This window comes from Rhizobium sp. PP-CC-3G-465 (assembly GCF_004343445.1).
GTDB lineage: Bacteria > Pseudomonadota > Alphaproteobacteria > Rhizobiales > Rhizobiaceae > Ferranicluibacter > Ferranicluibacter rubi.
In genome coordinates this window covers 145,148-159,866 of the sequence record NZ_SLYH01000003.1, presented here as the reverse complement: position 1 = coordinate 159,866, position 14,719 = coordinate 145,148, and the positions used below count along the sequence as shown (strand labels likewise).

At 64.8% G+C, this 14,719-nt stretch carries 13 protein-coding genes; 8 read left to right on the top strand and 5 right to left on the bottom strand.

Going from position 1 to position 14,719, the window contains the following annotated elements; translation table 11 throughout:
- Window positions 1-4 precede the first annotated feature (4 nt).
- Entirely contained in the window at window positions 5-697 is a 693-nt protein-coding gene (gene trmD, locus C8J33_RS14985) for a tRNA (guanosine(37)-N1)-methyltransferase TrmD (RefSeq protein WP_132664779.1), read from the top strand.
- Here trmD and C8J33_RS14980 read toward each other — a convergent pair.
- Complete coding sequence (locus C8J33_RS14980; protein ID WP_132664778.1) at window positions 679-1,425, bottom strand: sulfite exporter TauE/SafE family protein; 747 nt, start codon at window positions 1,423-1,425, stop codon at window positions 679-681. The genes trmD and C8J33_RS14980 overlap by 19 nt on opposite strands.
- Window positions 1,426-1,514: 89 nt before the next feature.
- Here C8J33_RS14980 and C8J33_RS14975 point away from each other — a divergent pair, with 89 nt between their 5' ends.
- Entirely contained in the window at window positions 1,515-2,045 is a 531-nt protein-coding gene (locus C8J33_RS14975) for a GNAT family N-acetyltransferase (protein ID WP_132664777.1), read from the top strand.
- 171 nt (window positions 2,046-2,216) lie between these two features.
- Window positions 2,217-2,780: a 50S ribosomal protein L19 gene (gene rplS, locus C8J33_RS14970; protein WP_092930834.1), complete on the top strand. Its 564-nt coding sequence runs from the start codon at window positions 2,217-2,219 to the stop codon at window positions 2,778-2,780.
- Window positions 2,781-2,862: 82 nt separating this feature from the next.
- Here the strand turns inward: rplS and C8J33_RS14965 are convergent, their stop codons facing one another.
- On the bottom strand, window positions 2,863-3,372 hold the full coding sequence (locus C8J33_RS14965) for a nuclear transport factor 2 family protein (RefSeq protein WP_132664776.1): 510 nt from the start codon (window positions 3,370-3,372) through the stop codon (window positions 2,863-2,865).
- Between the two features lie 307 nt (window positions 3,373-3,679).
- Here C8J33_RS14965 and C8J33_RS14960 point away from each other — a divergent pair, with 307 nt between their 5' ends.
- Window positions 3,680-4,477 carry a transporter substrate-binding domain-containing protein gene (locus C8J33_RS14960; protein ID WP_132664775.1) on the top strand — a complete coding sequence of 266 codons (798 nt, stop codon included), beginning with the start codon at window positions 3,680-3,682 and terminating at the stop codon, window positions 4,475-4,477.
- 30 nt (window positions 4,478-4,507) lie between these two features.
- Complete coding sequence (locus C8J33_RS14955) at window positions 4,508-5,389, top strand: amino acid ABC transporter permease (protein ID WP_132664774.1); 882 nt, start codon at window positions 4,508-4,510, stop codon at window positions 5,387-5,389.
- Window positions 5,390-5,426: 37 nt separating this feature from the next.
- Here C8J33_RS14955 and C8J33_RS14950 read toward each other — a convergent pair whose 3' ends face one another.
- Window positions 5,427-7,328: a CASTOR/POLLUX-related putative ion channel gene (locus tag C8J33_RS14950; protein WP_132664773.1), complete on the bottom strand. Its 1,902-nt coding sequence runs from the start codon at window positions 7,326-7,328 to the stop codon at window positions 5,427-5,429.
- 388 nt (window positions 7,329-7,716) lie between these two features.
- Between C8J33_RS14950 and leuC the strand changes: the two genes are divergently transcribed.
- Complete coding sequence (leuC, locus tag C8J33_RS14940) at window positions 7,717-9,126, top strand: 3-isopropylmalate dehydratase large subunit (RefSeq protein WP_132664772.1); 1,410 nt, start codon at window positions 7,717-7,719, stop codon at window positions 9,124-9,126.
- An 83-nt stretch (window positions 9,127-9,209) separates the two neighbouring features.
- Here leuC and C8J33_RS14935 read toward each other — a convergent pair whose 3' ends face one another.
- Window positions 9,210-10,304 (bottom strand): TraB/GumN family protein, encoded by a 1,095-nt coding sequence (locus C8J33_RS14935; RefSeq protein ID WP_132664771.1) that lies wholly within the window; start codon window positions 10,302-10,304, stop codon window positions 9,210-9,212.
- Between the two features lie 93 nt (window positions 10,305-10,397).
- The gene (locus C8J33_RS14930; RefSeq protein WP_110729868.1) at window positions 10,398-11,333 is read right to left on the bottom strand and encodes a tyrosine recombinase XerC; all 936 of its coding nucleotides are present in this window, start codon (window positions 11,331-11,333) and stop codon (window positions 10,398-10,400) included.
- A 139-nt stretch (window positions 11,334-11,472) separates the two neighbouring features.
- Between C8J33_RS14930 and C8J33_RS14925 the strand changes: the two genes are divergently transcribed.
- Entirely contained in the window at window positions 11,473-12,441 is a 969-nt protein-coding gene (locus tag C8J33_RS14925) for a GNAT family N-acetyltransferase (protein WP_132664770.1), read from the top strand.
- Between the two features lie 61 nt (window positions 12,442-12,502).
- A complete protein-coding gene (locus C8J33_RS14920; protein ID WP_132664769.1) occupies window positions 12,503-14,719 on the top strand; it encodes a primosomal protein N' in 2,217 nt (738 codons plus the stop codon).

Genomic DNA, 14,719 nt, shown 5'->3' with positions numbered 1-14,719 from the left:
CGCGATGGCGTTCCGCGCCACCATCCTCACGCTCTATCCGGAGATGTTTCCGGGGCATCTCGGCCATTCGCTGGCAGGCAGAGCGCTGGAGCGTGGGCAATGGTCGCTCGACGCCGTGCAGATCCGCGATTTTGCCGAGGACAAGCACCGCACGGTGGACGACACGCCGGCCGGCGGCGGGGCGGGCATGGTGCTGCGGGCGGACATTCTCGGGCGTGCCATCGACCATGTATCGGGTGACGACGAACGGCCACGGCTGCTGATGAGCCCGCGCGGACGGCCGCTGAGCCAAGCGCGGGTGCGCGAGATCGCGGCAGGTCCGGGGGCGGTGATCGTCTGCGGCCGGTTCGAGGGCGTCGATCAGCGGATCATCGATGCGCGTGCGCTGGAGGAGGTCTCCATCGGCGACTACATTCTCTCGGGCGGGGAGCCAGCGGCGCTGACGCTGCTCGATGCCGTCGTTCGCATCCTGCCGGGCGTCATGGGCAATGCGCTTTCGGGCGTGCATGAGAGTTTCGAGGGCGGGCGGCTGGAGCATCCGCATTATACGCGGCCGCAGGTCTTCGAGGAACGGGAGATCCCCGCCGTGCTGACATCCGGCAATCACGGCGCCATCGAGCGCTGGCGGCGGGCGGAGGCCGAGCGGCTGACGCGCGAGCGCCGGCCCGATCTGCTGTCTCAACCCGTCACGAAATAATAAAAGGCAAGCAGCAGGCCGACCGCGACGACGAAGGCGCGGATGATGGTTTGAGGAATGCGGCGGGCCAGCCAGACACCGCTGTAGCCGCCGAGTGCTCCGCCGGGAATCATCACGGCCGCTTCCAGCCAGGAGACGACCCCGCCGAAGGTGAAGACCACCACGGCAATCGCGGCGATGACGACGGCGAGCAGGTTCTTCAGCGCATTGATCCGGTGATAGCCGCCGCCGGCCGTCAGTCCCAGCACGGCCAGCATCATGATGCCCATGCCTGCGCCGAAGAAGCCGCCATAGACCGAGGTCGCGAACTGTCCGAGAAGGCCGAGGACACCGAGCGGCGCACCCGCCTCCCGCGATTTCGGGCGAAGCAGCGGTCCGGCCGCAAAGATCGCCGTTGCGCCGAGGAGCAGCCACGGCACGAGCGAGCGGAACGACGGATTGGACAGCATCAGGAGGATGCCCGCACCGATGAGGCCGCCGACGGCCGAGAGAAGCCCGAGCATGACCGCCATCCGCCGGTCGGCCATCAGCTCGCGGCGATAGGCGAGCGCCGAAGTGATGTAGCCGGGAAACTGGACGATGGACGATGTCGCATTGGCGACGATCGGCGAAAGGCCGGCGAGCGTCATCGCGCCGAAGGTGAGAAACGTGCCTCCACCGGCCACCGCATTGACGGCGCTCGACAGGAAGCCGGCGAGAAAGAGAAGAACGGCGGTTGTGACGGGCATCGGCGACTCATCGAGAAAGGGCGGCTTTTCGTGGTATAGCGCCTGTCCTTAAACACAAGGACGGACATCCGCAGGAGGAGCTTCCCCGCATGCCGTGGCCCGACATTTTCTTGCCGGACGACATCTGGCGCATTCGACAGGCCGAGACATCCGATAGGGTCATATTGCGGACCTTGCTCGATGACTATCTGCACGGACTATCCGCCTTTGGCCCTGTTGAAGCCGCCTATCCCTATTTCGCTCTTTATTTCGAGGATGCCGATCGCTGGGCCTATATGATTGAGGTCTCTCAGGAAGGCGCCTGGAATCCTGCAGGCTTTGCGCTCGTGAACCAGCATTCGTGTTCGGGATTGCCCATCGATCATGCCATGGCAGAGTTCTGCGTGCTGCCAGCGTTTCGCAGAACGGGACTTGGGCAATATGCGGCCCGTCGGCTGCTGGCGCTCCATACGGGCATCTGGGAGCTCGGCGTCGTCAAGCGCAACGCCGCGGCATGTTCCTTCTGGCGCAGCGTCACCCGGGTTTTCGATGGCGTCGAGGTGATCGATGCGGGAGACACACGCCTTCTTCGCTTCGAAAGCCCAGATGCTTCCGTTAGAATCCCTCGGGTGGAGGGGTGACAAATCGGTGCTCCCGGTGTATAGGCCGCACCGGCTCGGGTTCCTGCCCGCGACCGTCAACAAAGAATGGTGTACCCGCCGTCGCTCTTCACCGGAAGAGACCTGTCCAGAGGCATGGCCGAAAGACACACTGGCGCTCTGACTGTTTAAGAAGAAAGCAAGGTTAAACCGATGAACATCATCCAGCAGCTGGAAGCCGAACAGGCCGCCAAGATCGAAGCCAAGCGTACCCTCCCGGAATTTTCGGCAGGCGACACGCTCCGCGTCAACGTACGCGTGACGGAAGGGACCCGTACCCGCGTGCAGGCCTATGAAGGCGTCTGCATCGCCCGTTCGGGTGGCGGCATCAACGAAAGCTTCACTGTTCGCAAGATCTCCTACGGCGAAGGCGTCGAGCGCGTATTCCCGGTCTATTCGCCGATGGTCGAAAGCGTCGAAATCGTTCGCCGCGGTAAGGTTCGTCGCGCCAAGCTCTACTACCTGCGCGATCGTCGCGGCAAGTCGGCCCGTATCGTCGAGAACACCGGCACGCGCGCCCGCAAGCTGAACGACACGGCACGCCAGTCGGCCGCCGAGGAAAAGGCCCGTCTGGAAGCTGAAAAGGTTGCAGCAGCCCAGGCGCTCGCCGCCGAAAAGGCAGCAGCAGAAGCTGCAGCCGCTGAGGCAGCCGCCGCCAAGGCCGCTGAAGAAGCCGCCGCTGCAAAGGCTGCCGAAGACGCAAAGTCCGCAGAATAAGATCTTCGGATCATTCCCATTCGAAAAAGCCGCCGGTGCGAACCGGCGGCTTTTTCATGTCCGGGAAGCGGGATAAACCGGCTCAGTCTTTCGTTGCCGGGTCCCAGTGCTCGTCGGCCTTGCCGTCCTTGATGCGCCATGTGTCGAACCATGTGGTGGTGTAGTTCTTCGACGGGTCCTTTTCGTCCTTGACCTCGCGCACATAGCCGACGGTGACGAGATCGCCTTCCGCCGTGACGAAGGCGATCGGGGTCTTCATCTTCTCGGGGATCGGCGAGGGCTCGCGCTTCAGAACCTGTGTGAAATAGGCGACGACGCCGGCGCGACCCGACGCTGCGTTCGGATTGTGCTGTAGATAGCGTTCCGTCAGGTACTGGTCGGCCTTGTCCCAATGGTTGGCTTCCAGCAGGTCCCTGACGATGCCGAGGGCAACCTGCTTGTTGGCGTTCAGCTCAGGATCCGGGCTGGTGAACAGCGCTTCCGCATCGGGCACAGCCACCACGGCTTCCTGCGCCTGCGATGGGACTGCCGTCAGAAGCGATCCGAGCGAGAGCGAGATGGCGAGCAGAGCGGGTGCGAGTGTGTGTTTCATGAAGCATTCCTTCCAAAAGGCCGTTCGTCGCGTGAGGATCGTGGTCCTTGCCGAAAAATTCTAGGGACAAGTCGGGGGATGGGGAAGGAGGCAGGTTTTTCGCCGATAGGGCTGAAAACAGAACCATGACAGGTCGGACGTCGCCTGGACGGCAACCGTTTTGCGGGAGACGTGGGAACGGCGATCCATTTCCTCCTCCGCTTGCGCAGTAACGCTGTCGCCGAAATGCCCATACCACCCGCTCGGCTCTTGCCGTTCGGGCAAGTTTCGTGACAGTCTCGCGCGTCACATGCCAGGAGCCTGCCTCATGTTTTCCCGCCGCCATGTTCTCGCCGGTCTGACCGTTCTTGCTCTTCTGCCAATGAACGCCGTTGCGGCCGATCTTCCCGATCTCGGCGGACGCGAGATTGTCGTGGTGACGGAGAATGCCTATCCGCCGCTGCAGTTCATCGACCCGAAGACCGGCCAGGCTGCCGGCTGGGAGTATGATGCGGTGGGTGAGATCGCCAAGCGGCTGAACGCCAAGGTGACCTATCGCAATACCAGCTGGGATGCGATGATCCAGTCCGTTTCCGACGGGCAGTACGACATGGGCATGACCGGGATCACCATCAAGGAAGAGCGTAAGGAGAAAGTGGATTTCTCCGACCCCTATATGCGCTCCGAGCAGTTCATGCTGGTGCGCGGCGACGAGAGCCGGTTTACGGACGGCAAGTCCTTCGCCGCGCTTTCCGAGGGTCTCGTCGGCGCCCAGCCGGGAACGACGCCGTTCTATACCGCCATCTACGAAGTGCTGGACGGCAACGAGCAGAACCCGCGCGTAAAACTGTTCGAGACCTTCGGTGCGACGGTGCAGGCGCTGAAGGCCGGCGACGTCGATGTGGTGCTGACGGACGGCACGGCCGGCAAGGGCTATGTGGATACGTCCGATGGCGGGCTGAAGCTGATCGGCGGCCCGCTCGGCACCGAGGATTTCGGCTTCATCTTCCCCAAGGGCTCCAAGCTCGTCGCGTCCGTGAATGCGGCCATTGCGGCGTTGAAGGCCGATGGCACGCTGGAAACGCTGAACCGCAAGTGGTTCGTCGATTTCAAGATGGGCGAGTAAGGCAACGGCTGATCGGACACGCAGCCCGCCATGCCGCTTCGTCCATTAGATCCGTCGTCGCAATCCTCTCCGAGCGAAGCACCCCTTCCCCATGACCGCCCGCAGGCTGGCAGGGGTGCCGCCGCGCGGGAGCTGCCCTGGTGGCTGATCGCGCTGGCCGCGATCGCCGTCGGTCTCGCCATTCTCATCGTCGTCAACGATCTCTATTCCCGCGTTTTCACCGTGGTTGCCGCCGGCATCGGCGTGACGATCTTCGTCACCATCGTCGGTTTCGCCCTTGCCACGCTCCTCGGGCTCGGCGTAGCGCTGATGGCGCTGTCGCGCAGTCCGGTGCTGCGTCAGGTCGCCCGGTTCTACACGGAGGTGATCCGCGGCATTCCCGTGCTCGTGCTGCTGTTCTACATCGCCTTCGTCGGCACGCCGGGGCTCGTCTGGCTGATCAATCTCGCCTTGACGCCGCTGATCTCCGCCGGCGCGATGGAGCCGATGCTGGTGCGCGACCTGTCCCTGATGTGGCGGGCGATCATCGCGCTCACCATCGGCTACTCCGCCTTCATCGCCGAGGTTTTTCGCGCGGGCATCCAGTCGGTGGATCGCGGCCAGGTGGAGGCGGCGGAGGCGCTGGGGCTCAACCGGTTCCAGCGGTTCCGGCTCGTGGTCTTCCCCCAGGCCATCCGCACCATCCTGCCGCCGCTCGGCAATGATTTCATCGCGATGATCAAGGATTCGTCGCTCGTCTCCGTGCTCGGCGTGCAGGACATTACCCAGATGGGCAAGGTCTATGCCGCAGGCTCCTTCCGCTTCTTCGAGACCTACTCGATCGTCGCCTACATCTATCTTCTTCTCACCATCGGCCTGTCGCTGGCGCTGCGCGGACTGGAGAAGCGGCTGCGACGCGGGCATCGGGGGTGAGGACCGGATGGGTATCCGTCGCGCGCGAGCGCTGGTATCAGTCGCGCGCGAGAATGATCAGCTTGTCCCCGGCCTCGTACTGCACCGCCTCTCCCTTGGCGGGGTTGACCACGACACCGCCAAGACCCCTCTCGTCGCGCACGGACGCGCCCACCTTGCTGTAGCCGAGCGCCACTTCGCCACGCATCAGGGCGGCCAGCGTGATCGTGTAGAAGTTCACCGGATGGTCAATGGCGATGTAGTCGGTGACGGCGCGCATGTAGATTTCCGAGCCGTCCTCGTCGAGAAGCTCGTCGAAGATATCCGCCATCAGCTCGTTTTCCGAGGCCTGCGCCAGCATGAGGCTGACGAGCTTGTTGCTGACGACGAAATCGTCGGCGCGGGTGACAGCGGCGAGATCGCGGTTGCGCACGTCGATCATCTCGCTGACGATGCCGATATGGGTGTTTGCGGCCTCCGCGATCTTGCGCAGCTGCAGCAGCGTCACGAGCGTCGCCGTATCGGCCGGCTGTGCGGCCAGGTGGTCGCTATAGCCGAGCACCAGCACATGATCGAAGGCGGGCACATCGAGCGCATCGAGGGCTGCGCGGTTGCTGGTGTCGATCACGCGGCACGCCACGGAGAGGTTCTCCTTCAGGTACGGCATGGCCGCGACCTCGTCGAGAAGCTCCGGCGTGTCGGCGGCGATCATCAGGCGGGAGCCGGGCGCGACGTAGCGCGACAGCTCCTGGGTGATGATGGGGCCACGGCGGTTCCAGCCGAGCAGAAGCGTGGTTTCCGCCCGGCGCGTGACCTTTGGGCGCGGGCGGATGACGTCGCGATCGACGGTGAAGTCGCCGGTGCGCAGGCGGATCGTGTCGTCGTCCTCGGCAATCAGGATGGCACGCTCGCCCGCCGCGATCACATGGTCTCTCGCCGGGTTCAGGTGCACCTTTCCGTCCGTGGTGCCGATGCCGATCAGGGTGGAGGTGTCGTAGGCCATGACGGCAGCGCCGAAGGATTTGCCGACGAGGTCGGGCTGTTCGAGCGCGTAGATCTCCGAACCGTCGAAATCGAGCAGCTCGGTATAGACGCCGCTGAGGCCGGATTGGCGGCTGGAGCTGACGACGATGCGGGAAATGAGCTCGTCGGCCAGGACCAGCTGCAATTCGCTGCCGCCGACGATGCGCGCGACCTCGGCATTGGCGGCATTGCGGATCTCCGCGGCGATGCGGTAGCGCTCCGGGCGGCGTGACGGGTCGTTCACGAGCGCGAGGATCGTCTTGATGACCTGCGAATCGGCATAGTCGCCCTCCGGCGACAGGACCACGATGGCGCGGGAGGCCTGGGGGTTGACGATGTTGATGTCGTGCAGATCGGTCGGGTCGCCGCTGCGGCAGATGATGCGGGTGTTGCCGAGATCGGGGATCTTGTCGGCGATCTCGTCCTCCATCTCCACCTTGTCCTTGCCCGCCATGATGACGATGCGCGGACGCCTCCGGCTGCGGTTGGCGATGACCAGTTCGGAGATCACGTCGAAGATCGACGGCGACCAGTTGAAGATGATCGTATGGTCCTTCTCCAGCACATGGGAACGCCCCTTGCGGAGCTCGTCCAGCTTCTCGTCGAGACCGGAGGAAAGCACGCCGATCAGCGCGGAGAAGACGAAGATGCCGGCGACGGTGACGGCCAGCGAGATGCCGCGGAAGCTCCAGCCGACATCGCCGCCCATGGCGCCCGCATCCATCGTGCGCATCAGCGATTCCCATGCGCCTTCGATGAAGGAGACGGGCTCGCCGCCATCCTGCGCGATGCCGCTGATGGCCAGCAGCAGTCCGGCGAGCACGATGACGATCAGCGAGATGACCGCCAGCCAGCCGATCAGCGCGATCGGCCCGGCCGCCATGCTCTTGTCGAATTGATAGCGCGCGCGGTCCCGCCACGTGATCGGTCGTGTCATGATGTTCCCCCAGATCCGCCTGATGACGGACGTCTCCGGCGTCTCAAACTTTCAGCCGGTTGGCAAGCGAAGCATGAGAGAATCGTTCAATACCGTAAAGATAGCCGCGCTGCGGAGCGTCGGTTGCGCCCGGGCGAAACTTGCAGTCTTGCTTGGAAACTGCTATTTGAGGCGTCATGGAATCCAAGTTCGGATGTCGCGCGCAGAATGTCGTCGTGCTGCAGGATCACAAGCGCCTGCCGGCACGCTTTTACGCGCGCGTCTCCGGGGCGCTCAATAGCCGACTTCGATAGATCATTGAGGGGCTCGTGCCCCGGCTTTTGAAGCCTGATCCCGCCGGCGGCCAGCCGGATTTTTCCGATTTCTTCTTTCCAACGGATGACACGCCATGAGCGCACCACGGACCCTCTACGACAAGATCTGGGACGACCACGTCGTCGATCAACAGGATGACGGCACCTGTCTTCTCTACATCGACCGCCACCTCGTCCATGAAGTGACGAGCCCCCAGGCGTTCGAAGGCCTGCGTCTGACGAACCGTCAGGTGCGCGCTCCGCAGAAGACGCTCGCCGTCGTCGATCACAACGTGCCGACCTCGCCGGATCGCCATCTCGGCATCAAGAACGAGGAAAGCCGCATCCAGGTGGAAGCGCTGGCCCAGAACGCGGCCGATTTCGGCGTCGAATATTATTCGGCCTCCGACAAGCGCCAGGGCATCGTCCACATCGTCGGGCCGGAACAGGGTTTCACCCTGCCGGGCATGACCATTGTCTGCGGTGACAGCCACACCTCCACGCACGGCGCCTTCGGCGCGCTGGCGCACGGCATCGGCACGTCCGAGGTCGAGCATGTGCTCGCGACGCAGACGCTGATCCAGAAGAAGGCGAAGAACATGCTGGTGCGCGTCGATGGGCAGCTGCCCGACGGCGTGACGGCGAAGGACATCATTCTCGCGATCATCGGTGAAATCGGCACGGCCGGTGGCACGGGTCACGTCATCGAGTTTGCGGGCGAAGCCATCCGCGCGCTGTCGATGGAAGGCCGCATGACGATCTGCAACATGACGATCGAAGGCGGCGCCCGCGCCGGCCTCATCGCGCCGGACGAAAAGACCTTCGAATATATCAAGGGCAAGCCGCGCGCGCCGCAGGGCGAAGCGCTGGAGCAGGCGATCGCCTACTGGAAGACGCTGAACACCGAGGAAGGCGCGCATTTCGACCGCGTCGTCGTGCTGAACGCGGCCGAGCTGCCGCCGATCGTCTCGTGGGGCTCGTCGCCGGAAGACGTCATCTCGGTTCAGGGCGTGGTTCCCAATCCGGACGAGATCCAGGACGAGAATAAGCGCGTCTCCAAGTGGCGGGCGCTCGACTACATGGGCCTGAAGCCGGGCACGAAGATCACCGACATCGCGGTCGATCGGGTGTTCATCGGCTCCTGCACCAATGGCCGCATCGAGGACCTGCGCGAAGTCGCCAAGGTCGTCGAAGGCCGGACGGTGGCCTCGACCGTCTCCGCGATGATCGTGCCGGGCTCGGGCCTCGTCAAGGAGCAGGCGGAAGCCGAAGGCCTCGACGTCATCTTCAAGGCGGCCGGCTTCGACTGGCGCGAGCCGGGCTGCTCCATGTGCCTGGCCATGAACGACGACCGGCTGAAGCCGGGCGAGCGTTGCGCTTCCACCTCCAACCGCAACTTCGAAGGCCGTCAGGGCTTCAAGGGCCGCACGCACCTGGTTTCCCCGGCCATGGCGGCTGCGGCTGCGGTGGAAGGCCACTTCGTCGATATCCGCACCTGGCAGTAAGCCGGGCGTCTGGTTGTTCGATAGCATAGACAAGCGCCGCTTCCGGTTTCCGGAGGCGGCGTTTTCGTCGCCCGACAGGGGGTTCAGGGCATGACGGTGAGGGTAAATCCGTCCTTGCGGAGAAGCTCGACCACGCCTTCCGGGCCCGGCAGGTGCAGGGCGCCGACCGCCATGAAGACGTTGCCGGCATCGAGGCTCGGACGGGCACGCGTCGCCATGACATGGTTTCGATCTGTGACGATGCGCTGTTCGAAGGCGACGGATTGCTGTTCCATGTCGCCGCCTCCGATGATGTGCGAGGCGGCCTTCAGCATGGGCATGATGGTGGCGATCCGGCCTTCGAGATACAGGTCCGTGGTGGTCTCCATGGCATCCTCGACGGCCGTTCCGAGTTTGAGCATGTCCACCAGCGACGAAATGTGAAAGGCGATCGGCAGGTCGTCGAGCGCGCGGATCTGCTCGACGATGGTCTCCAGACCCTTGAGGGTCTTTCCCTGCGATACGGCGTCCCGCGCCAGCTTCTGGTCGAGAAAGAGGGCGCCGCCGGCTTTCCGGCTCAGTTCGCAAGGCGGCAGAGAGACGAAGCTTGCGATCATCCACGGCTTCATGCGGGCGACGGCTGGCAGGGGCAGGCCGCGGGCTTTCAGGCCTTCGGTCAGGATCGCCTTCTGGTCTGCATCGAGATAGCTTTCGATCGTGCTGCCATCGGTGAACATGGTGAGGCTCGGGTCCGAAAACAGCGCTATCTGGGCCTTCTTCTCGTCGAGGACCTCGTCCGATTCGACGATGACCGTCGCGGCACCTGCGAAGGCCTCGGGCGCACCCTCCGGCATGGCGAGCACGCGCGGGTCGGTGACGTGCATGGTTCCCAGAAGGTAGGAAGCGGGAATGCCCGGCTTCTCGATCTTCCAGAACTTGCCCGTCCCGTTGACCACGAGCGCGGCTTCGGCCTCGACGCTCTTGACGCTGCCCGGGTCGGTCTCTTCCCAGCTTTCGAGCAGGTTCACACCGTTGCAGGCGATCTCTTGCGCCTGGGCGCGGCCGATGCTGAAAAAGGCGGCGACGAGGGCTGCGAGAAGGATGACGGGGAGGAGTGCCGCGAGCGAGACGAGGTTGTCGACAAGGGAGCGGGCAAGATGTGTCGGAAGGGAGCGTCTCGTCGGGGTCGTCGCGGGCACGGGTCGTCCTTTCCTTCACGGTTCCCGTCACCCTAGCGGCGGAGACGTCACGAGCGGATTAAGGTGCATGGTTAATGCCGTTTTGGCTTTGTCTCACGCGCGTGGATGGGCGCGATCGTAGATATCGAGCAGGCGGGCGGAATCGACGCCGGTATAGATCTGGGTGCTCGACAGGCTGGCATGGCCGAGCAGTTCCTGAATGGTGCGCAGATCGCCGCCGCCGGCCAGCAGATGCGTTGCGAAGGAGTGCCGCAGGGCATGGGGCGTTGCCGTATCGGGCAGGCCCAGCGCCCCGCGCAGGCGCTGCATCTCGCGCTGGATGATCGCCGGCTGAAGAACGCCGCCTTTCGCACCGCGGAAGATCAGGTCGTTGCCCTCAGCCGCATAGGGGCAGAGCGCGAGATAGCGGTGCACGGCATCGAGCGCAGGCGCGATCAGCGGCACGATGCGGGTCTTGCCGCCCTTGCCGGTGACGCGCAGCGCGCGCGGGGTGCCCGCGACATCGTCGGCCGTGAGGCCGAGCGCTTCGGAAATGCGCAGGCCGCAGCCATAGAGCAGCGTCAGCACGGCCTCGTTGCGGGTGGCGATCCAGGGCTCCTCGCTCAGTTGCGCATCGCTTGCGACCACGGCCAGCGCATCCCGATCGGTCAGCGGCTTCGGCAGGGATTTTGGCTGCTTGGGGGATCGAACCGCGCCGGCGCCGGCGGCATTGACCAGGCCCTTGCGCTCCAGATGGCGCAGGAAGGACCGCAGCCCGGCAAGGCCGCGGCCGAGTGTGCGGGCACCCGCGCCATCGCGTCGGCGGGTGGCGAGGAAACCGCGCAGGTCGCCCGGCCGCAGCGCCTTGATGTCCGACAGCTTTGGAGGACCGGCGAGGTGGCCCGTGAGGAAGGCGAGGAACTGGCGCGTATCGCGCTCATAGGCCTCGACCGTCTTGTCGGACAGCCGCCGCTCGTTCGATAGCGCCTTCAGCCACGCTTCCCGCTCGGCCATCAGCACGGCATCTCCGATGACCAGAAATTCATTCATGTCGACGCCCTTGCCTGCCGAGGAAACATCAAGTCTGGGCGCACACCTCTTGCCGAATTGCTAACGTCCTCTTGGAATCCGTCATCGCTCAATCATATTCATTTGCCATAGGTGAGCGAGATGCGGCGGCGGGACGACAATGACCAGACAGGGCTCGGCAGGCGGTTTCTCTCAGTTCGCGGAAGCGGTGTCGCTCGTCTCCCAGGGGCAGCCCGGGCATATCGTGGATACGCTGATCGCCGAGCGCGGACAGCGCATCGTCCACCACCCGCTCTGGCCCGTCATGCGGCCGGCGCTCTACACGCTGCTGAACTACCGCAAGGCGCTGGAATTTGCGAACGGCGTCGCCAACCTGCCGGGTTTCCAGGCCTTCCAGTATCTCAGCGACACGCTGTCGCTCGATATTCGTGTGGCACATGAGGAGCGAATTCCGCGCAACGGCGGGTTCCTGCTCGTCAGCAACCACCCGACCGGCATTGCCGATGGTGTCGCGGTGTTCGACCTGTTGAAGGCACGCCGGCCGGACATGATGTTCTTTGCCAACCGGGATGCGATCCGCGTCAATCCGCGGTTCGTCGAGATGGTCATCCCGGTGGAATGGCGCGACGAGCACAAGAGCAAGCTGAAGGCGCGCGAGACGCTGCAGGTGACGAACCGCGCGATCGCCGAGGGAAAGGCCACTGTGCTGTTTCCCTCGGGCCGTATCGCCTACTGGGCGGACGGGCGGCTGAACGAGCGCCCCTGGAAGACCTCCGTCGTCGGCTTCGCCCGCAAGCACAACCTCGCCATCCTGCCGGTGCATATGCAGGCCCGCAATTCCGGCCTGTTCTACTGGCTGGCGAAATGGTCGACCGAGCTGCGCGACATGACGGTGTTCCACGAGCTGCTCAACAAGAAGGGCAACGTCTTCGACATGACCGTCGGCCATCTGATCCCGCCCGACGCACTGGACGGGGATACGGCCGAGGTCACCCGCGCGCTGGAGCGGCATACGGTGACGGATCTGGCACGCGACGGCGATGCCGTATTCAAGCCTGTGCAGCCGGGGAAGATTGTTGCCGAGACGCCGGCCGTCGCAGCTCCGCTTCCCGCGCCGGTCGCGTTCTGACGACACGCTTGGAAACGCCGCCTCTTTTCTTTCGGCGCCCACGGGAGCAATGTCCGCCGCAATGACGGGCGATTCGATTGATCTGTTCGGGGACAAGGCTTGCCCCGAAGCGCCGGGCAGGGTCGTGCCGGTTCTGGTGCCCATGCCCGCGGACAAGGCCTATTCCTATCGGGTGCCGGACGGCATGGCGATCCAGCCGGGTTCGATCGTGCAGGTGCCGCTCGGGCCGCGACAGGTCGCGGGCGTCGTCTGGGATGCGACCGACGGGCCGGCCGTCGATCCGAAGAAGCTGAAATCCATCACCCAGGTCTTCGATTGCCCGCCGCTCTCACAGGATACGCGTGCCTTTCTCGACTGGGTCGCCGCCTACACGCTGTCACCGCCCGGGCTTGTGGCGCGCATGGCGCTGCGCGTGCCTGCGGCGTTCGATCCCGAGCCGATGGTGGAGGGGCTGCGGCTGACCGACCTACGCCCGGACCGGATGACGCCGGCGCGGACGCGTGTGGTGGAAACGGCGGCCGACGGTCTCTTCTGGACGCGCTCGGGCCTTGCGCATGCCGCCGGCGTCTCGACCAGCGTGGTGGAAGGCCTGCGGTCCCAAGGCGTGTTCGAGACCGCCTTCATGCCGCCGCCGCCCGTGGTGGCCGCGCCCGACGCGGACTATGCCGTGACCGAGCTGGAGGAGATCCAGCGCGAGGCGGCGGATACGCTGATCGCGTCGGCGGCGCAAAAGACATTCTCCGTCTCGCTGATCGACGGCGTGACGGGGTCCGGCAAAACGGAGGTCTATTTCGAGGCCATCGCCGAAACCTTGCGGCAGGGCCGGCAGGTGCTGATCCTCCTGCCGGAAATCGCTCTGACGGCCGCCTTCCTCGATCGATTCGAGAAGCGCTTCGGCGCAAAGCCTGCGGAATGGCATTCGGATCTCGCGCCCCGCACCCGCGAAAAGGTGTGGCGGCAGGTGACCGAAGGCGGCGTGCGCGTGGTGGCCGGTGCGCGTTCGGCGCTGTTCCTGCCGTTCGAGGATCTCGGCCTCATCATCGTCGATGAAGAGCACGACCCCGCCTACAAGCAGGAAGACCGCGTGTTCTACAATGCACGCGACATGGCGGTGGTGCGGGCAAGGCTCGGCGATTTTCCCGTCGTGCTGGTCTCGGCGACGCCGTCGGTGGAAAGCCGGGTCAATGGCGAGGTCGGGCGCTACCGGCCGATCCACCTGCGCACTCGCTTCGGTGCGGCCGCTATGCCGGATCTCGGCCTAATCGACATGCGCCGGCACCCGCCGGAGCGCGGCGGCTTCCTGTCGCCGGTGCTGCTTTCGGCCATCGGCAAGGCGGTGGAGAAGGGCGAGCAGGCGCTGCTCTTCCTCAACCGGCGAGGCTATGCGCCGCTGACGCTCTGCCGCGTCTGCGGACATCGCTTCCAGTGCCCCAACTGTTCGAGCTGGCTTGTCGAACACCGGTTCCGCAACCAGATCCAGTGCCATCATTGCGGTTATGCCGAGCGCACGCCGGAGGCCTGCCCGGAATGCGGCACGTTCGATCATCTCGTCGCCTGCGGGCCCGGCGTGGAGCGGATCGCCGAAGAGGTGGACCGGCATTTTCCGCAAGCGCGCACCATCGTGCTGTCCTCCGACCTGATGGGCGTCAAGCGCCTGCGGCTGGAACTCGAGGCCATCGCCAAGGGGGAGGCTGATATCGTCGTGGGCACGCAGCTCGTCGCCAAGGGCCATAATTTTCCGATGATGACCTGCGTCGGCATCGTGGATGCGGATATCGGGCTGGCCAATGGCGACCCCCGGGCGGCCGAGAGGACGTTCCAGCTCTTGAGCCAGGTCACGGGCCGCGCCGGGCGAACGGGGCTGAAGAGCCGCGGGCTGTTGCAGACCTACCAGCCGCAGCATCCGGTGATGCAGGCGATCGTCTCCGGCGATGCCGAGGCGTTCTACGAGCGCGAGATCGGCGAACGCGAGCGGGCGGTGCTGCCGCCATTCGGGCGGCTTGCCTCCGTCATCGTCTCGGCAGATACGCGGACTGACGCGGAGACGCATGCGCGCGGCCTTCGTCAGGCCGCACCCCAGGTTTCCGGCATCACCGTGTTGGGACCTGCCGAAGCGGCGCTGGCAGTCGTTCGCGGACGCCATCGGTTCCGGCTTCTCGTCCACGGCCGGCGCAACAGCGACATGCAGGCCTTCATGCGGGCCATGATCGCGGCCGGACCCAAAGTGCGCGGTTCGGTATCGGTCCAGCTCGATATCGATCCGCAAAGTTTCCTTTAA